At 68.0% G+C, this 18,276-nt stretch carries 19 protein-coding genes and 3 tRNA genes; 20 read left to right on the top strand and 2 right to left on the bottom strand.

Annotation, left to right across the window (positions count from 1 at the left end):
• On the bottom strand, positions 1 to 1,320 hold a 1,320-nt coding region (locus H5407_RS09870; protein ID WP_183104276.1), incomplete at its 3' end, for a helicase HerA-like domain-containing protein.
• Between the two features lie 133 nt (positions 1,321 to 1,453).
• Here H5407_RS09870 and H5407_RS09865 point away from each other — a divergent pair.
• From H5407_RS09865 to H5407_RS09770, 20 genes are all read left to right on the top strand, one after another.
• Complete coding sequence (locus tag H5407_RS09865) at positions 1,454 to 2,179, top strand: YebC/PmpR family DNA-binding transcriptional regulator (protein WP_183104275.1); 726 nt, start codon at positions 1,454 to 1,456, stop codon at positions 2,177 to 2,179.
• Between the two features lie 28 nt (positions 2,180 to 2,207).
• A complete protein-coding gene (purD, locus tag H5407_RS09860) occupies positions 2,208 to 3,488 on the top strand; it encodes a phosphoribosylamine--glycine ligase (RefSeq protein WP_183104274.1) in 1,281 nt (426 codons plus the stop codon).
• A 9-nt stretch (positions 3,489 to 3,497) separates the two neighbouring features.
• Positions 3,498 to 4,178 (top strand): 1-acyl-sn-glycerol-3-phosphate acyltransferase, encoded by a 681-nt coding sequence (locus tag H5407_RS09855; RefSeq protein WP_183104273.1) that lies wholly within the window; start codon positions 3,498 to 3,500, stop codon positions 4,176 to 4,178.
• The gene (hemF, locus tag H5407_RS09850; protein WP_183104272.1) at positions 4,175 to 5,110 is read left to right on the top strand and encodes an oxygen-dependent coproporphyrinogen oxidase; all 936 of its coding nucleotides are present in this window, start codon (positions 4,175 to 4,177) and stop codon (positions 5,108 to 5,110) included. The genes H5407_RS09855 and hemF overlap by 4 nt, the downstream gene beginning before the upstream one ends.
• Entirely contained in the window at positions 5,101 to 5,736 is a 636-nt protein-coding gene (gene nadD / locus H5407_RS09845) for a nicotinate-nucleotide adenylyltransferase (protein WP_183104271.1), read from the top strand. The genes hemF and nadD overlap by 10 nt, the downstream gene beginning before the upstream one ends.
• The gene (gene rsfS / locus H5407_RS09840; RefSeq protein ID WP_183104270.1) at positions 5,737 to 6,519 is read left to right on the top strand and encodes a ribosome silencing factor; all 783 of its coding nucleotides are present in this window, start codon (positions 5,737 to 5,739) and stop codon (positions 6,517 to 6,519) included. It begins immediately after the preceding gene.
• A gap of 3 nt (positions 6,520 to 6,522) precedes the next feature.
• Entirely contained in the window at positions 6,523 to 6,990 is a 468-nt protein-coding gene (rlmH, locus tag H5407_RS09835) for a 23S rRNA (pseudouridine(1915)-N(3))-methyltransferase RlmH (protein WP_183104269.1), read from the top strand.
• A 7-nt stretch (positions 6,991 to 6,997) separates the two neighbouring features.
• On the top strand, positions 6,998 to 7,600 hold the full coding sequence (locus H5407_RS09830; protein ID WP_183104268.1) for a nucleoside triphosphate pyrophosphatase: 603 nt from the start codon (positions 6,998 to 7,000) through the stop codon (positions 7,598 to 7,600).
• A 127-nt stretch (positions 7,601 to 7,727) separates the two neighbouring features.
• Positions 7,728 to 9,209, top strand: a complete 1,482-nt coding sequence (rng, locus tag H5407_RS09825; RefSeq protein ID WP_183104267.1) for a ribonuclease G — start codon at positions 7,728 to 7,730, stop codon at positions 9,207 to 9,209.
• An 83-nt stretch (positions 9,210 to 9,292) separates the two neighbouring features.
• On the top strand, positions 9,293 to 10,609 hold the full coding sequence (gene tolB / locus H5407_RS09820; protein ID WP_183104266.1) for a Tol-Pal system beta propeller repeat protein TolB: 1,317 nt from the start codon (positions 9,293 to 9,295) through the stop codon (positions 10,607 to 10,609).
• A 209-nt stretch (positions 10,610 to 10,818) separates the two neighbouring features.
• A complete protein-coding gene (pal, locus tag H5407_RS09815) occupies positions 10,819 to 11,337 on the top strand; it encodes a peptidoglycan-associated lipoprotein Pal (RefSeq protein WP_404935615.1) in 519 nt (172 codons plus the stop codon).
• Between the two features lies 1 nt (position 11,338).
• Positions 11,339 to 12,127, top strand: a complete 789-nt coding sequence (gene ybgF, locus H5407_RS09810) for a tol-pal system protein YbgF (RefSeq protein ID WP_183104264.1) — start codon at positions 11,339 to 11,341, stop codon at positions 12,125 to 12,127.
• Between the two features lie 76 nt (positions 12,128 to 12,203).
• Complete coding sequence (locus H5407_RS09805) at positions 12,204 to 13,007, top strand: ThiF family adenylyltransferase (protein WP_183104263.1); 804 nt, start codon at positions 12,204 to 12,206, stop codon at positions 13,005 to 13,007.
• An 81-nt stretch (positions 13,008 to 13,088) separates the two neighbouring features.
• A tRNA-Lys gene (locus tag H5407_RS09800) sits at positions 13,089 to 13,164 on the top strand.
• A gap of 21 nt (positions 13,165 to 13,185) precedes the next feature.
• Positions 13,186 to 13,261: transfer RNA gene (locus tag H5407_RS09795), tRNA-Lys, on the top strand.
• 45 nt (positions 13,262 to 13,306) lie between these two features.
• Positions 13,307 to 13,382 (top strand) — tRNA-Lys (locus tag H5407_RS09790).
• 289 nt (positions 13,383 to 13,671) lie between these two features.
• A complete protein-coding gene (locus tag H5407_RS09785) occupies positions 13,672 to 15,261 on the top strand; it encodes a glycosyltransferase family 39 protein (RefSeq protein WP_183104262.1) in 1,590 nt (529 codons plus the stop codon).
• A gap of 19 nt (positions 15,262 to 15,280) precedes the next feature.
• Entirely contained in the window at positions 15,281 to 15,895 is a 615-nt protein-coding gene (locus H5407_RS09780; RefSeq protein WP_183104261.1) for a LysE family translocator, read from the top strand.
• 91 nt (positions 15,896 to 15,986) lie between these two features.
• Positions 15,987 to 17,081: an iron-sulfur cluster carrier protein ApbC gene (gene apbC / locus H5407_RS09775; protein WP_183104260.1), complete on the top strand. Its 1,095-nt coding sequence runs from the start codon at positions 15,987 to 15,989 to the stop codon at positions 17,079 to 17,081.
• A gap of 4 nt (positions 17,082 to 17,085) precedes the next feature.
• Positions 17,086 to 17,667: a nitroreductase family protein gene (locus H5407_RS09770; protein ID WP_183104259.1), complete on the top strand. Its 582-nt coding sequence runs from the start codon at positions 17,086 to 17,088 to the stop codon at positions 17,665 to 17,667.
• Positions 17,668 to 17,670: 3 nt separating this feature from the next.
• Here the strand turns inward: H5407_RS09770 and H5407_RS09765 are convergent, their stop codons facing one another.
• On the bottom strand, positions 17,671 to 18,216 hold the full coding sequence (locus H5407_RS09765) for a DUF962 domain-containing protein (protein ID WP_183104258.1): 546 nt from the start codon (positions 18,214 to 18,216) through the stop codon (positions 17,671 to 17,673).
• Between the last annotated feature and the right edge of the window lie 60 nt (positions 18,217 to 18,276).

The following is an 18,276-nucleotide window of genomic DNA, read 5'->3' as shown; positions in this document are numbered from 1 at the left end:
GCCGGCCTCGCTGCGCGCGGGCGCTCCGGCCCTGGGCGCGGCCTGCGCCGGCAGGCCCTTGAGCCGCTCGTAGGCCGAATCGCGGTCCAGCAGCTTTTCATAGACGCCCGCTACCAGAGAGTTCTGCAGCAGGGCCTGGCGCTGCTCAGGCGTGATGGGCCCGATGCGGCTGCCCGGCGGCAGGATGAAGACGCGCTCGGTGATGCTGGGCCGGCCCTTCTCGTCCAGCAGGCTCACCAGGGCCTCGCCCACGCCCAGTTCGCTGATGGCCGTGGCGATGTCCAGGCCTGGCTTGGCGCGCATGGTCTCGGCCGCGGCCTTGACGGCCTTCTGGTCGCGCGGGGTGAAGGCGCGCAGGGCGTGCTGCACGCGGTTGCCCAGCTGGCCCAGGACCGTGTCAGGAATGTCCAGCGGGTTCTGGGTCACGAAGTAGACGCCCACGCCCTTGGAGCGCACCAGGCGCACCACCAGCTCGATGCGCTCCACCAGCGCGTCGGGCGCGTCCTTGAACAGCAGGTGGGCCTCGTCGAAGAAGAAGACGAGCTTGGGCTTGTCCAGGTCGCCGACCTCGGGAAGGGTCTCGAAGAGCTCTGACAGCAGCCACAGCAGGAAGGTGGCGTAGAGGCGGGGCGCAGCCATGAGCTTGTCGGCGGCCAGGATGTTGATGACGCCTTTGCCGGACTCGGTTTGCATGAAGTCGGCGATGTTGAGCATGGGCTCGCCGAAGAACTTGTCGCCGCCCTGGGCCTCGATCTGCAGCAGCCCGCGCTGGATGGCGCCGATTGAAGCGGCCGAGACATTGCCGTACTGCGTGGTGAACTCGCTGGCATGCTCGCCCACATGCTGCAGCATGGCGCGCAGGTCCTTGAGGTCCAGCAGCAGCAGGCCCTGGTCGTCGGCGATCTTGAAGACCAGCTGCAGCACGCCCGTCTGGGTCTCGTTGAGGGCCAGCATGCGGGCGATGAGCAGGGGGCCCATGTCGGAGATGGTGGCGCGCACGGGGTGGCCCTGCTCGCCGAAGACGTCCCACAGCGTGGTGGGGCAGGACTGCGGCTCGGGCGCCTCCAGCGCGCGCTCCTTGAGCACGGCCAGCAGCTTCTCCGAAGCCTGGCCGGCCTGCGAGATGCCGGTGAGGTCGCCCTTGATGTCGGCCATGAAGACGGGCACGCCGGCCAGGCTGAAGCTCTCGGCCAGCTTCTGCAGGCTGATGGTCTTGCCGGTGCCGGTGGCGCCTGTGATCAGGCCGTGTCGGTTGGCCAGGGCGGGCAGGAGGTGGCACTGGATCTCGCCGTGGCGGGCGAGCAGGATGGGGTCGGCCATGCGGGGCTCCGGGGAAGAGGTGGTGGCGAAAGCTAAAATCGCAGTCTATCCAACACCATCACGGCTGGAGCGCACGGAATTCCACAGGGGAATCACGGCAGGCGCCAAGCGGCCGACCCGGAGAACAAGACATATGGCTGGTCATAGCAAATGGGCCAATATTCAGCACCGCAAGGGCCGTCAGGACGAGAAGCGGGGCAAGGTCTGGACCCGTCTGACCCGTGAAATCATCGTGGCCGCCCGTTCTGGTGGCGGCGACATCGCCATGAACCCCCGCCTGCGCCTGGCCATCGAGAAGGCCAAGGCCGCCAACATGCCGGCAGACAACATCAAGCGCAATGTCGACAAGGCCACCGGCAACCTCGACGGGGTGACCTACGAGGAAATCCGCTACGAAGGCTATGGCATCGGCGGTGCGGCCATCATCGTGGACTGCATGACCGACAACCGCGTGCGCACTGTGGCCGAGGTGCGCCATGCCTTCAGCAAGCACGGCGGCAACCTGGGCACCGAAGGCTCGGTGGCCTTCCAGTTCAAGCACTGCGGCCAGTTGGTTTTCGCGCCCGGTACCTCGGAGGACAAGGTCATGGAAGTGGCCCTGGACGCCGGCGCCGAGGACGTGATCACCGGTGACGACGGCTCCATCGAGGTGTTGACCGCGCCGGGCGACTACGAGGCCGTCAAGAACGCTCTGGAGGCTGCCGGCCTGACGGCCGAGATCGCCGAGGTGACCATGCGTGCCGAGAACAGCATCGACCTCTCCGGCGACGACGCCGCCCGCATGCAGAAGCTGCTGGACGTGATCGAGGACCTGGACGACGTCCAGGAGGTCTATCACAACGCGAGCATCGACCAATGAGCCGTCTGATGAGTACCCGGAGGTCCGCATGAAGGTTCTCGTCCTCGGCAACGGCGGCCGCGAACACGCCCTGGCCTGGAAGCTCTCGCAGAGCGAGCGCGTGAGCCAGGTCTATGTGGCCCCCGGCAACGGCGGCACGGCGCAGGATGCACGCTTCAAGAACGTGGCCCTCAGCGACGTCAAGGCCCTGGCCGACTTCGCACAGGCCGAGAAGATCGCGCTGACGGTGGTAGGCCCCGAGGCTTACCTGGCCGCCGGCGTGGTCGATGAATTCCGCTCGCGCGGTCTGCGCATCTTCGGCGCCACCAAGGCTGCCGCGCAGCTGGAGTCCAGCAAGGCCTTCGCCAAGGACTTCATGAAGCGCCATGGCATCCCCACGGCCGCCTACGAGACCTTCAGCGACGCCGCCGCGGCCCATGCCTACGTGGATGTCCAGGGCGCGCCTATCGTGATCAAGGCCGACGGCCTGGCCGCCGGCAAGGGTGTGGTCGTGGCGATGACGCTGCCCGAGGCACACGAGGCCATCGACTGGATCCTCGAGGACAACAAGCTCGGCGTGGTGCACAACGAGGGTGGCGCCCGCGTGGTGATCGAGCAGTTCCTGAAGGGCGAGGAGGCGAGCTTCATCGTGCTGTGTGACGGCCGCAACGTCGTGCCACTGGCCACCAGCCAGGACCACAAGCGCCTGCTGGACAAGGACGAAGGCCCCAACACCGGCGGCATGGGGGCCTACTCGCCTGCGCCGGTGGTGACGCCCAACGTCCATGCCAAGGCCATGCACGAAATCATCATGCCCACCATCCAGGGCATGGCGCGCGACGGCATCCCCTTCACCGGCTTTCTGTATGCCGGTCTGATGATTGACGAGCACGGCCAGCCGCGCACTGTCGAGTTCAACACCCGCATGGGCGACCCCGAGACCCAGCCCATCATGATGCGGCTCAAGAGCGATCTCTTCGAGGTGCTGATGCACGCCACCGAAGGCACGCTGGACCAGGTCGAGCTGCAATGGGACCGCCGCGTGGCGTTGGGCGTGGTCATGGCCGCCGAGGGGTATCCGCTGAACCCGCGCAAGGGCGACGTGATCACCGGCCTGCCCGCCGAGACCGAGGATGCCATCGTCTTCCAGGCGGGCACTATCGAGAAGGATGGCCAGTTGCTGACCAACGGCGGCCGTGTGCTGTGCGTGACGGCGCTGGGCGAGTCGGTGCGCACGGCGCAGCAGCGCGCCTACCAGGCCCTCACCGGCATCCAGTTTGCCGGCATGCAGTGCCGCCAGGACATCGGCTACCGCGCCATCAAGCGCTGATTCCTCGTCATGAGCAGTTCCCTTCCCCTGTCCGGCTGCGTGCCCAGCGCCGTCGATGGCCAGCCCGGCATGCCCCGCGTCATCGAGGGGGGCCCGCGCCTGCGCCCGAGCGGCAGCCGCCTGGCGCGCGGCCTGCTACGCCTCTTCGGCTGGCGCCTCGAGTTCAGCGGCCTGCCTGCGCTGCAGGGGGTGATCATGGTCTACCCCCACACCTCCAACTGGGACTTCGTCATCGGCGTCCTGGCCAAATGGGGGCTGGGCCTGGAGTTGAAGTTCTGGGGCAAGGACTCGCTGTTCAAGCTGCCTCTCTTTGGTGCCTGGGTGCGCTGGATCGGCGGCATCGCGGTGGAGCGCTCCAGCGCCAACGGCGTGGTGGCGGACACCGTCGCCCAGGTCCGCGCGGCTCAGCAGCGCCAGCAGTCCTTCTGGCTGGCCCTGGCGCCCGAGGGCACGCGCTCGCTGGCCACGGGCTGGCGCTCCGGCGCCTACCACGTGGCGGTGCAGGCCGGCATCCCGGTGGGCCTGGCCTACTTCGACTTCCAGCGCAAGGTGGTCGATCTCAGCCACTTCGTGCAGCTGTGTGGCCAGCCGGAGCGGGACTTTGCCCACTTCGCGCAATACCTGGCCCCGGTGAAGGGCAAGCGACCCGAGCTGGCCAGCCCCATCACCTTGAAAGGTTCCAAGCGATGAACACACAGCTGGTGCGTGACTACCTGCTGGGATTGCAGCAGCGCATCGTCAGCGGGCTGGAACAGCTCGATGGCCAGCCCTTCATCAGTGACGGCTGGCAGCGCGAGCCCGGCGGGCGCCTGGAGGGCGACGGCCTGACGCGCCTGATCGAGAACGGCGGTCTCTTCGAACGCGGCGGCTGCAACTTCTCCCATGTGCGGGGTCGGGTCTTGCCTCCCTCGGCTACCCAACACCGCCCGGAGCTGGCCGGTGCGCCCTTCGAGGCCATGGGCGTGTCCCTGGTGCTGCATCCGCACAACCCTTTCGTGCCCACCGTGCACATGAACGTGCGCATGTTCGCTGCCCTTCCGGCGGGCGCCGTGCCCGTGGTCTGGTTCGGCGGCGGCATGGATCTCACGCCCTACTACGGCTTCGAGCGCGACGCCCAGCACTTCCACCGAACCTGCCAGGCCGCGCTGGAGCCGCATGGCGTGCAGCACTACCCGCGCTTCAAGCAGTGGTGCGACGACTACTTCTTCCTGAAGCACCGCAACGAGCCCCGCGGCATCGGCGGCATCTTCTTCGACGACTACGCTGAGGGCGGCTTCGACGCGGCCTTCGGCCTCATGCAGTCCGTCGGCGATGCCTTCCTGCCGGCCTATGCGCCCATCGTCGAGCGCCGCCAGGGCCTGGCCTATGGAGAGCGCGAACGCGACTTCCAGGCCTACCGCCGCGGCCGCTACGTGGAGTTCAACCTGGTCTTCGACCGCGGCACGCTCTTCGGGCTGCAGTCGGGGGGGCGCACCGAGTCCATCCTGATGTCCATGCCGCCGCTGGTGAAGTGGCGCTATGACTGGCATCCGGAGGAGGGCACGCCCGAGGGCCGGCTCTACACGGACTTCCTGCGCCCACGCGACTGGGCGAGCGAGAAAGCCACGCATCTATGGCTGTGAGCCCGGACATCGCCACGGGCACCGGCCTGGCCGGCCCCGTGGGCCTGTTCGGGGGCTCCTTCGACCCGCCGCACCTCGCGCACCTGAGCCTGGCCCGCACGGCCCTGCAGCAGCTGGGCCTGGCCGAGCTGCGCTGGCTGCCTGCCGGCCACCCCTGGCAGAAGGCCGGTCGGCAGCTGGCGCCGCCCTCGCACCGCCTGGCCATGGTGCAGACCCTGGTGGCCGGGGAGCCGCGTTTCGTGGTCGATCCCACCGAGCTTGAGCGCCCCGGGCCCAGCTACATGATCGACACCGTGGAAGCGCTGCAGTCGCGCTTTGCGCAGCGGCGCGAGTGGTTTCTGGTCATCGGTCAGGACCAGTACGCGCGCCTTGCCAGCTGGCATCGCTGGCAGGATCTGTTGAAACGACTCACCCTGGCCGTCGCGGCCCGGGCGGGTCAGGCGGTGAGCGCCGCGCCCGAGCTGGCGGCGGTGGCTCATCGGGTGGTCCGGCTGGACATGCCGGCCCTGGAGATTTCCTCCACCCTCCTGCGCGAGCGCTGCTCGCGTGGCGAGGACATCACGCCCATGGTGGGCGACGGGGTTGCGCGCTATATTGCCCAGCACCGTCTTTACAGCGAGCACTGAATGGACATTCGTAAACTGCAGCGTGCCATCGTCGATGGTTTGGAAGACGTCAAGGCGCAAGACATCGTCGTGTTCAACACGGAGCACCTCTCGCCCCTGTTCGAGCGCGTGATCATCGCCTCTGGCACCAGCAACCGTCAGACCAAGGCCCTGGCGTCCAGCGTGCGCGAGACCGTCAAGGGTCGCGGCATGGCGGTGATGCGCACCGAGGGTGAGGACAACGGCGAATGGATCATCGTGGACTGCGGCGCCGCCGTCGTGCACGTGATGCAGCCCGCCATCCGCGAGTACTACCACCTCGAGGAGATCTGGGGCGAGAAGCCCGTCAAGCTCAAGGTCGCCAGCGGCGAGACCAAGCTGGTGAAGGCCTCGGAGGACGCCAGCGAGGCCAAGCCCGCCAGGAAGGCCGCGAAGAAGCCCGCCGCCAAGGCCGTCAGCGAAGAAACCGAAGGCATGAAGGCCGCGGTGAAGAAGCCGGCCGCCAAGAAGACTGCCACCAAGACCGTGGTGGCGAAGAAGGCTGCCACCAAGACCACTGGCACCAAGGGCACGGCTACAAAGACGACTGCCAAGACGCCCGCCAAGCGCCGCAGCACCGAGCTGAGTCCGCGTACCAAGGAGGCTGTGACGGTCAAGGTCGGCACCAAGAAGCCGGCGGCCAAGAAGGCGCCGGTGAAGGCTGCTGCCAAGCCGGCTGCCAAGCGTGCGACCGCCAAACCTGCGGCACAGGCGGCTGCCAAACCGGCCGCCAGGAAGCCCGCCGCCAAGAAATCAGCCAAGTAAGGCATGCGCCTCCTGCTGATGGCCGTGGGCCAGCGCCAGCCCGGCTGGGCGGACGAGGCCTACGAGGACTTTGCCAAGCGTTTCCCCCCGGAAATGCGCCTGGAGCTCAAGGCCGTCAAGGCCGAGCCCCGGGGCGGCAAGAGCACCGAGCAGCTGATGGCCGCGGAAGGCCAGCGCCTGGAAGCGGCCCTGCCCAAGAGCGTGCGGCGCATCGTGCTGGACGAGCGCGGCGACCGCGTCACCACCAAGCAGCTGGCCGAGCGCCTGGAGCGCTGGAAGGGCGATGGCCGCGACGTGGCCATCTTCATCGGCGGACCAGATGGCCTGCATCCGGATCTCAAGGGCAAGGCCGACGAACTCTTGCGCCTCTCAGACCTCACGCTGCCACACGCCTTTGTGCGCGTGCTGCTGGCCGAGGCCCTGTACCGAGCCTGGTCCGTGATGGAGGGGCATCCTTATCACCGCGAGTAGGGCCGGCATGGCTGACTTCATCTACCTGGCCTCGCAGAGCCCTCGGCGCCGCCAACTCCTGGAGCAGATCGGCGTGCAGCACGATCTGCTGCTGCCCGGCGCCGACGAGGACGCTGAAGGACTGGAAGCCGAGCGCGAGGGCGAGAGCCCGGACGCCTATGTGCAGCGCGTGACCTTGGCCAAGCTCGATGCGGCCCTGGTGCGCCTGCAGCGCCGCGGCCTGCCTTTGGCACCCGTGCTGTGCTCGGACACCACCGTGGCCCTGGGCTCGCGCATCCTGGGCAAGCCCGCTGATGCGGCCGATGCCCTGGCCACGCTGCGCCTGCTCAGCGGCCGGGAACACCGCGTGCTGACGGCCGTTGCCGTGGGCGAGGGCGCGCGCCGCCTGCTGCGCCTGAATGTCTCGACGGTGTGCTTCGCCCCAGTCGAGGACGAGACCTTGCGCCGCTACGCCGACAGCGGCGAGCCCATGGGCAAGGCCGGCGCCTATGCCATCCAGAGCCGGGCCGCAGCCTGGATTTCCCACATCAGCGGCAGCTATTCAGGCATCATGGGCCTGCCCCTGCATGAGACCGCCGCGCTGCTGGCGGACTTCGGCATCAAGGTCTGACGAAGCCAGGCCCGCGGGCCCTGGCATGATGGGGGTCAGGTCTTGCGCCGCAAGGGCGGGCCTGCCACCTCGAACGCTGGCGCCAACGGTGACGTTCACCGCTGACGCGAGCGCTGGAGCCCAAGCAATGGAAGACATCCTCATCAACTGGTCCCCTCAGGAGACCCGCGTCGCCGTGGTCGAGAACGGGGCGGTGCAGGAACTGCACGTCGAACGAACCCTGGAGCGCGGCCTGGTCGGCAACGTCTACTCGGGCCGCGTGGCGCGCGTGCTGCCTGGCATGCAGTCCGCCTTCATCGACATCGGCCTGGAGCGTGCCGCCTTCCTGCACGTGGCTGACCTCCACATCGCCGGGCAGGCCGGCCGCGGCCACCATGCCGAGAATGGCACGCCCACGCCCATCGAGCGACTGGTCTTCGAGGGTCAGGCCTTGACGGTGCAGGTCATCAAGGACCCCATTGGCACCAAGGGCGCGCGCCTGTCGACGCAGATATCCATCGCTGGCCGCATGCTGGTGCACCTGCCGCAGGACGAGCATATCGGCATCTCCCAGAAGATCGGCTCGCCCGAGGCTCGCGAGCAGCTGCGCCAGCGCATGCAGGCCCTGGTGGGCAAGGCAGATGAGGGCGGCGGTGGCGGCTTCATCCTGCGCACCAATGCCGAGGACGCCAGCGATGAGGAGCTGGGCTCGGACATCGCCTACCTGCGCAAGACCTGGGCGACCATCCGCGAACGCAGCTTCCGCTCACCTCCGGGCACGCTGCTGCACCAGGACCTGAGCCTGGTCGAGCGCGTGCTGCGCGACCTGGTCAGCGAGCGCACCGGCTCCATCCGCATCGACTCCCGCATGCAGTACGAGGTGCTGCACGGCTTCGGCGAGACCTATATGCCCGCCGCCGTGGCCAAGCTGGAGCACTACCGCGGAGAGCGCCCCATCTTCGACCTCTACAACATCGACGGCGAGATCGACCGCGCTCTGGCGCGCCGCGTGGACCTGAAGTCCGGCGGCTACCTGATCATCGACCAGACCGAGGCGATGACCACGATCGACGTCAACACCGGCGGCTTCGTCGGGGCGCGCAACTTCGACGACACCATCTTCAAGACCAATCTGGAGGCGGCCGGCGCCATCGCGCGCCAGCTGCGGCTGCGCAACCTCGGCGGCATCATCATCGTGGACTTCATCGACATGACGCGCGAGGAGCACCGCGCCTCGGTGCTCTCGGAGTTCCGCAAGCAGCTGGCCAAGGATCGCACCAAGGTCACCGTGGGCGGCTTCACCCAGTTGGGCCTGGTGGAGATGACCCGCAAGCGCACTCGAGAGTCCCTGGCCCGCATGCTCTGCGAGCCCTGCCCGACCTGCGAGGGCCGGGGGCAGGTGAAGACGGCGCGCTCGGTCTGCTACGACATCATGCGCGAGATCCTGCGCGAGGCGCGCCAGTTCTCGCCCAAGGAATTCCGCGTGGTGGCCGCGGCCAATGTGGTCGAGATGCTGCTGGACGAAGAAAGCCAGCATCTGGCCGGTCTTTCCGATTTCATTGGCAAGCCCATCTCCCTGACCGCCGAGCCCACCAACCAGACCGAGCACTACGACATCGTGCTGCTGTGAGCACCGGCAGGGGCTTTGGCCTGCGGCACAATCGGCGAGCCGCCAGTCGGGCGGCCTGTACTGCTACTGAACGTGAATCGCCGATGAACCGCATCACCTCGCCCGCCCAGCCCCTGGCCAACCCGCTGCGCCGCAGCCTGCTGGTCTCTTCCGCAGCCTCGGCGGCCGCGGCCTTCAGCCGGCCGGCCCTGGCGCAGTTCCGTGTCGAGATCTCCGGCGTGGGCGGCACGCAGCTGCCCATCGCGATCGCCGATTTCCGTGATGAGGCCCTGGCCGGCCAGTCGGTGGCCGGCATCGTGCGGGCCGACCTGGAGCGCAGCGGCCAGTTCCGCATGATCGCGGCGCCGGCGGGCCTCTCCGAAACCATCAGCCCCAATTTCAACGAATGGCGCGGCAAGCAGGCCGATGCCCTGGCCGCCGGCTCCGTGGCCCGCCTGGCCGACGGCCGCCTGGACGTGCGCTACAAGCTCTGGGACGTGGTCCGCGGCCAGGACCAGGGCGGCGAGGCTCAGGCCGTGCACCCCGACGACGTGCGCCTGGCCGCGCACCGCATCGCCGACAGCCTCTACCAGAAGCTCACCGGCGACCGCGGCGTCTTCGCCACCCGCATGGCCTACGTCACCAAGACCGGCCCGCGCTACCAGCTGCGCATCACCGATGCCGACGGCGAGGGCGGGCAGGTCGCGCTCAACAGCCCCGAGCCCATCATCTCTCCGGCCTGGTCGCCGGAAGGGCGCGAGATCGCCTACGTGTCTTTCGAGAGCCGCAAGGCCGTGGTCTGGCTGCAGGACCTCTCCACCGGCCGTCGCCGCGTGCTGGCGGACTTCCGTGGATCCAACAGCGCACCGGCCTTCTCGCCGGACGGGCAACGCCTGGCCCTGACCCTGTCGCTGGCCGGCGGCTCGCAGCTCTTCACCATCAGCCGCAGCGGAGGCGACCCCAAGCGCCTCAGCCAGACCCGCGCCATCGACACCGAGCCGGTCTACAGCCCTGATGGCGCACAGATCTATTTCGTCAGTGACCGCGGCGGTGCGCCGCAGATCTACCGCATGCCCGCCAACGGCGGCGAGGCTGAGCGCGTCACCTTCAGCGGCAGCTACAACATCAGCCCCGCCATCAGCCCGGACGGCAAGACGCTGGCCTTCATCACCCGCGAGGGCGGCTCCACCTTCCGCTTGTGCGTGATGGACCTGGTGACCGGGCAGTCGCAGAAGATCACCGACTCCACCGAGGACGAAAGCCCCAGCTTCGCGCCCAACGGCAAGCTCATCGTCTACGCCACCCGCGCCGGCGGCCGCGACGTGCTCATGACCACCACGCTGGATGGCCGCATCAAGGCCAAGCTGGTGGCCAGCACGGCCGATGTGCGCGAGCCCACCTGGGGGCCCTTCGGCCGCTGAGGCGCCCGAAAAACCGCCATTCATGCCCCGCCGACAGCATTTGGTTCCATCCAGGCAAGGGCGGTGCCCGAAGTCATGCCGAACTTGAGCCAAAATACCGGCCGAGCCGGGTGAGTCGGCCTGCCGCATGCTTTCGGACCACACTCGGACCAAACTGCATTCGGACCTAACGTACGGACATTGAGGATCCAAGGAGAGAAATGATGCAAATGCAAAAGTTGGCACTGGTGGTGCTCATGGCTGCCGGTCTGGCCGCCTGCTCGTCGACCAAGCTGGAAGAGCCGGCACCCGTCCAGGACAAGCCCGTCGTGGCGCCCGTCGCGCCGAAGGAAGAGCCGAAGCCCCAGTCCGTGGTCAAGACTGTTGACCTGGACGCCGAGCTGCTGGCCGCTGCCAACCAGAAGGGCCGCACCGTCTACTTCGACTTCGACAGCTTCGTCGTCAAGAGCGACTACACCCCCCTGATCGAAGCCCACGCCAAGCGCCTGAAGAACAACGGCAAGGTCAAGATGAGCCTGGAAGGCCACGCTGACGAGCGCGGCGGCCGCGAATACAACCTGGCCCTGGGCCAGAAGCGTGCCGAGGCCGTGGCGCAGTCCATGAGCCTGCTGGGCGCCGGCGGCGCGCAGGTCGAGCCGGTGAGCTTCGGCAAGGAGCGTCCCGCTGTGGAAGGCCACAACGAGGAAGCCTGGTCCAAGAACCGTCGCGTCGAACTGAAGGACAAGTGAGATGCTGGCCTTGCGACCCCGTCTGAGTGCCCTGGCCCTGGTCGTCGCGACCCTGGCCCTGAGCCAACCGGCCCGTGCCGGCCTGTTCGAGGATGACGAGGCCCGCAAGGCCATCCTGGATCTGCGGGCCAAGCTGCAGCAGGTGGAGGACGCCCAGCGTTCCCGCCTGGAGCAGCTGGCCGCTCAAGCGCAGGACCAGCAGTCGGCCCAGAGCCGCAGCCTGCTGGACCTCAGCGCCCAGATTGAAGCCCTGCGCGCCGAGATCGCGAAGCTGCGCGGGCAGAACGAACAGCTGGCGCGCGACCTGGCCGAGACCCAGCGCCGTGTCAGCGACCAGGCCCAGAACCTGGACTCCCGCCTGAAGCCGCTGGAGCCGCAGAAGGTCAGCCTGGACGGCAGGGAGTTCAATGTCGAGCCCGAGGAGCGCCGCCAGTACGAAGCCGCCATCGGCGCCGTGCGCAAGGGCGACTTCGCCGAGGCCGTCGGCGGCTTCAATGCCTTCCTGAAGCGCTATCCCGCCAGCGGCTATGCGGACTCCGCCCGCTTCTGGCTGGGCAACGCCCAGTACGGCAAGCGCGACTACAAGGACGCCATCGCCAGCTTCAAGTCGCTGATCGTGGCCAATCCCGAGCACCCGCGCGCGGCCGAGGCACTGCTGGCCCTGGCCAACTGCCAGATCGAGCTCAAGGACCTGAAGTCCGCCAAGCGCAGCCTGGAAGACCTGGTCAAGGCCTATCCGGGCACCGAAGCCGCGCAGGCCGCCAAGGAGCGGCTCAAGGCGCTCAAGTAGGGCAAGACCTGCCCCCGTTGTTCCGGACCCCGCGCCATGCGGGGTTTCGCTTTTCTGATGTGTCACCATGAGCGCCATGAACGAGCTCGTCCCTTCCCTTGCGGACCATGACAGCGAGCGCCGCTTCGGCGGCCTGCGCCGCCTCTACGGCGAACGCGACTACCTCCGCCTGCGCGGCGCGCGTTTTGCCGTGGTGGGCGTGGGCGGCGTGGGCTCCTGGGCGGTCGAGGCCCTGGCGCGCAGCGGCGTGGCCGAACTGGTACTGATCGACCTGGACCAGGTGGCCGAGTCCAATATCAACCGCCAGATCCAGGCCCTGGGCAGCACGCTGGGCATGGCCAAGATCGACGCTCTGCGCGAGCGCATCCGCGACATCCATCCGGACTGCCAGGTGTGTGGCATCGAGGAATTCGTCGAGCCCGGCAACTGGCCGGCGCTGCTGCAGGGCCGCTCCATCGACGGCCTGATCGATGCCTGCGACCAGGTGCGCGCCAAGGCCACGCTGGCCGCCTGGGCGCGGCAGACGGGCCATTGCTTCGTGACAGTGGGCGCTGCGGGCGGCAAGCGGGCCTCGCACCTGCTGGAGGTGCAAGACCTGGCCCTCACGACTCACGACCCGCTCCTGGCCAGCCTGCGCCAGCGCCTGCGCAAGGAGCACGGCCTGGCGCGCCAGGGCACGATGGGCGTGCGCTGCGTGTTTTCGCGCGAGGCCGTGCAGCGGCCTGAAGCGAGCTGCGAGGTGGACGGCAGCCTCAACTGCGCGGGCTATGGCTCCAGCGTCATGGTTACCGCGGCCTTCGGGATGAGCGCGGCGGCCGAGTTGGTGAAAGAATTTTTGCAAACCTCTTGCGAAGTCCAAAAAACTGCTTCTATAATCTGAGGCTCTGCTGATGAGTACAGCAGTCAAAGCAAAAAGCTCAAGGTAGCTGACTGCCAAGACAGCCGTAGCTCAAGAAGGCTCGGGTTGTTAGCTCAGTCGGTAGAGCAGCGGACTTTTAATCCGTTGGTCGCAGGTTCGAATCCTGCACAACCCACCAGTTTCGGTCGGTTTCGATCACGGGCTCTTAGCTCAGTTGGTAGAGCAGCGGACTCTTAATCCGTTGGTCGTAGGTTCGAATCCTACAGGGCCCACCAAGTTTTCTTGGCCGGCGTGATCGAAGTCGATAAGTGAGAAAAAGCGGGCTCTTAGCTCAGTTGGTAGAGCAGCGGACTCTTAATCCGTTGGTCGTAGGTTCGAATCCTACAGGGCCCACCAAAACAGACAGGGACTCGTCGAAAGGCGAGTCCCTTTTTGTTTGCCCCGACGCTTTGCTGTTGCCGGCCCTCCGGTGTGCATCGACCTCGCTGCCGAGAGGGGGTTGAGAGCGAGCCGAGACCGCGCCGCGAGCGTGCCCACAGGCGCTCGTGTGCAATGCACGCTTGTACGCATCGCAAGGCCTGCCCTCCGCACCAATGTGCGGTTGTGAAGAATTGTTTCAGTATCATGCAAGGCTTTGTCTGCGCCCAATTCCGGTCGCAGCAGCGATCTTGAGAGCAGCAGGGGCATGGACAGCAGCAAGGACACGATCAGCCGGGGCGCGCCGCCGCGCAGCGCCGGCCTGCGCCTGGGCCCCTGGACCCTGGACATGCACAGCCGCCGCGATGCCGGCCGCCTGCTCGTCGCCTTCCTCGTCTTCCATGCTCTGCTTTGGGTCGTCAGCTCCGCGCTGACGCACCGCGCCCCGCCCTGGGACAATATCGAGCAGTTGGTCTGGCAGCAGTCCCTGCAGTGGGGCTACTACAAGCACCCGCCGTTTCCCACCTGGTGGCTGAGCTTCTGGACCTCCCTGCTGGGCAAGCAGATCTGGGTGACCTTCTTCGCTGCGCAGCTGAGCGTGGTGTTGATGCTCTACATGGTCTGGCGCATCGGCCTGCTGGTGATGTCGCCGGCGCGCTCGCTCAGTGCGGTGCTGCTGAGCAGTCTGCTGATCTACCACGGCATCCACGGCATCATGGCCAACCACAACACGGTGCAGCTGATGCCCGTGGCCCTGCTGCTGTGGACCGGCCTGCTGGCGGTGCGCGAGGGCGGCTGGTGGCGCTGGCTGCTGGCCGGCCTGGCCGCGGCCCTTTGCATGTTGACCAAGTACAGCGCCCTGATCTGGCTGGCCGTGCTGGGCCTGTGGATGATCCAGGACCTGCGCATGCGCCGGCTGCGCCCCTGGCTGGGGGCAGGTCTTGCCTTGCTGGTGGCCGCGGTGCTCTTCGCTCCGCATGTGCAATGGCTGCTGCGCGAGGGTGCGCCGACCCTGGGCTACGTCAGCAAGGCGGTCAATGGCGAGAATGACGCCTCGCAACTGGGCCACTGGGGCCGCCTGCTGAATTTCGCGGTGATCCAGTTCGGCCGTGCGTTGCCCCTGCTGCTGGCCACCGGCCTGATGGCCTGGCTGCTGCGCAGGCAGGCGCGCTGGCCCGGCGTCGAGTCACCCGTGCGTCCGGAGGTGCGCTTCATCAGCTTCATGGCCCTCGGGCCGGTGCTGCTGACATCCCTGCTGGGCGTGGCCGGTGTCAAGCTGGGCTCGGCCTGGGCCGCCACCTTCTTCGTGGTGCTGGGCTTGTGGCTGATGCGCTTCGTTCCGGTCTACGAGCCCAACCGCCTGGTGCGCACGGCCCTGGGCATCGCTGTGGGCTTGGAGCTGCTGATGGCCCTGAGCCAGGCCCTGGCCAATGGCTGGCTGGTGGACCTCAGGGATCGCCCGGCCCGCGCCAACTTTCCGGCCCAGAACCTGGCCGCGCAGGTGGACACCGTCTGGCGCAAGCACCAGCCCGGCCCCTTGAACATCCTGGTGGGCGAGACCTGGCTGGCGGGCAATGTCTCGGTGCATGCGCCCACCCATCCGCTGGTCTTCCTGGATGCCGATCCGCAGAAATCGCCCTGGGTGAAGCCCGAGATGCTCCGCCAGTGCGGTGCCATGCTTGTCATCGACGTGCGCGACCTGGGCCAGTTGCCCCCTGCCGTGAACGACCTGCGCGAGCAGGCCTATGCTCAGGGTCGCATCGACCTGCCCTGGACCCGGCGTGGCACCGGGCCGCGCCTGCAGGTGGAGTGGTCCATCGTGGCGCCGGAGAAGCCGGGCCTCTGTCCGGTGAACTGACCGCCGCTAGCATGGCGGCATGAAGCTGTACCTACTCTTTTTGCTGGTGGCCACCGCAACGGTGGCCAGCCCCGGTCCCGGCGTGATGCTCTCGCTCAACAATGCCCTGCGCCTGGGCTGGCGTGGCAGTCTGCCTGGCATCGCCGGCGTGGCGGCGGGTGCGGCCGTGGTGGCGGGCCTCTCGGCCACCAGCCTGGGTCTGCTGCTGGCGCAGTCGCCCCTGGCCTTCACCGTGATCAAGCTGCTGGGCGCGGCCTACCTGGTGTGGCTGGGCATCAAGCTCTGGCGGGCCCCCGCGCAGGACTGGGCGGACGAGGCCGGGGCGCCGGTGCTGAGCCCGCGCCGCCGCTTCCTTGAAGGCCTGATGCTGCAGTTCACCAACCCCAAGGCCATCGTCTTCTTCCTCTCCATCCTGCCTCAATTCGTGGACTCCGCCCACGCCGCGGGGCCGCAGTTGCTCCTTCTGGTGCTCAGCTATGCGGGCCTGGTGCTGGTCATCCACAGCCTCTATGCCTGGGCCGCCCAGTCGGTGCGGCAATTCCTGGGCTCGGCGCGCGGCCGGCGCTGGTTCCAGCGTGGCAGCGGGATGGTCTTCATCGGCTTCGGCCTGATGCTGGCACGCAGCAGCCGCTGAACAGGTCCCGGCGCCGACCCTGCTTGGCGCGGGCCTATGCCCGTGCCCGCGAGGGCCCTGGGCTAGACTGCGCGGCTTGCGAGAGATCCCCATGAGCATGAACCAAGAAGCCCTGGTGCTGCAGGCCCTGCAGCGCGTCGTCGATCCAGTCACCCAGCAGGATTTCGTCAGCAGCAAGCAGATCAAGCAGCTGCGCATCGAGGGCGATGCCCTGAGCTTCGAGCTGGAGATGGGCTACCCGGCCGCAGGCCTGCACGGCGCCCTACGCGAGGCGCTCGACGCGGCAGCCCGCAGCGTGGCGGGCATCGCCCGCGTGGACATCCGCATCAGCACCCGTGTGCAGGCCCATGCCGTGCAACGCGGCGTGCAGTTGCTGCCTGGCGTCAAGAACATCGTGGCCGTGGCCTCCGGCAAGGGCGGCGTAGGCAAGAGCACCACGGCCGCCAACCTGGCCCTGGCTCTGGCCGCGGAAGGCGCCAGGGTCGGCCTGCTGGACGCCGACATCTACGGCCCCAGCCAGCCCCTGATGATGGGCGCAAGCGGCCAGCCCGAGTCCAGAGACGGCAAGACCATGGAGCCCATGCAGGCCCATGGCGTGCAGCTGATGTCCATCGGATTCCTGGTGGCCGAGGACCAGGCCATGGTCTGGCGCGGTCCCATGGCCACGCAGGCCCTGGACCAGCTGCTGCGTCAGACGAACTGGCAGGACCTGGACTACCTCATCATCGACATGCCCCCAGGCACCGGTGACATCCAGCTGACCCTGTCGCAGCGCGTGCCGGTGACGGGCGCCGTCATCGTGACCACGCCCCAGGACATCGCCCTGATTGACGCCAAGAAGGGCCTCAAGATGTTCGAGAAGGTGGGCGTGCCCATCCTGGGCCTGGTCGAGAACATGGCGGTGCACGTCTGCACGAACTGCGGCCATGCCGAACACATTTTCGGCGCCGAGGGCGGCCAGAAGATGGCCGCGCAGTACGGGCTCAAGTACCTGGGCGGCCTGCCACTGGCCCTGTCCATCCGCGAGCAGGCCGATGCTGGCCGGCCCAGCGTGGTGGCCGAGCCCGAGGGCGAGATCGCCCAGCGCTACCGTGACATCGCCCGACGGGTGGCTGCGCAGATCGCGGGGCAGGCCAAGGACTACTCGGCCAGATTCCCCACCATCACCATTTCCAAGAACAGCTGAGGCCATGAACACGCCCGGACCCGAGCTGCTGCAGACCCTGCTGGAACGGCATTCCGTAGGCCCCAAGCACCTGGCGGAGCCGGGGCCGGGCGAGGCGCAGCTGCAGCAGATGGTGGCCGCCGCCCTGCGCGGGCCGGATCACGGCGAGCTCGTGCCCTTTCGCTTCAAGTGGGTAGGCGGCGAGGCGCGCCTGCGCATGGCAGCCCTCTTTGCCGCGGCCGCGCGCAAGGCAGGCAAGGACGAGGCCGGCGCTGCCCTGGACGCCGAGCGTGCCCTGCGCCCGCCGGTGACGGTGGCCCTGGTGGCCCGCATCGACATGGGGCACCCGCAAGTCCCAGCGCACGAGCAATGGGCCTGCGTGGGCGGTGCCCTGGCCAATTTCCTCAATGCGGCCCATCTGCTGGGCTATGGCGCCAAGATGCTGTCCGGTGCCAAGGTGCGCGATGCCGACATCGTGGCCGCCTTCTGCGAGCCCGGCGAGACGCTGCTGGGCTGGATCGCCCTGGGCACGCCCCTCAAGGCCGGGCGCGCCTCGCGCAAGCCGGCGGTCGGCGCGGTGCTGCAGCGCTGGCCCGGGGAGGGCTGAGCCTCAGCCGTGCTGCGTGGCCTTCAGGTCACGCAGATGCGTTGGGCCGACGCGAGCCTCGATGGCCTGGAGCATGTCCTTGCCCCAGCCCAGCGCGAACAGCACTTCGCCGACCACGAACATGGGCCCCACCAGCAGGCCCACCAGGTCGTCCACGAAGGCCGGCTTGCGGCCCTCGTAGTAGTGGCCGATGAACTGGATGATCCAGCCCACCACGAAGCTGCCCACGCCCACCGTCAACCAGGCGGTCGTTGAGCCTTGCGCCAAGGGCGTGGCCAGAGCCATCAGCAGGCTGTTGACCGCGACCGTGGCCAGGCCCAGCGCGAGGGCTCCCCGCGTGAGGTACCAAAGGGCGCTCACGAAGCACAGCAGCCAGGCGGCATTGGCCTGCAGGCCCGCCACCTCCAGCGGGAAGCGCGCCAGCAGCACGCCAATGGCGAAGACGATCAGGGGAATGCCCACGAAGTGCGTGGCGATGTTGCGGCGGTCACGGTGGTAGGCGGCGTACTGGGCCATCAGGTCCAGGGCGGGGCGCAAGGGGCTGGCCATGGCGGGTCTCCACGTTTGTCTTGATATCCACCAGCTTAGGCAGCGGCGAGCATTCGCACT

This window comes from Mitsuaria sp. WAJ17, from assembly GCF_014174515.1.
Taxonomy (GTDB): domain Bacteria; phylum Pseudomonadota; class Gammaproteobacteria; order Burkholderiales; family Burkholderiaceae_C; genus Roseateles_B.
Note: the sequence above shows the minus strand (reverse complement) of the source record. Positions and strands in the feature narration are given on the sequence as shown.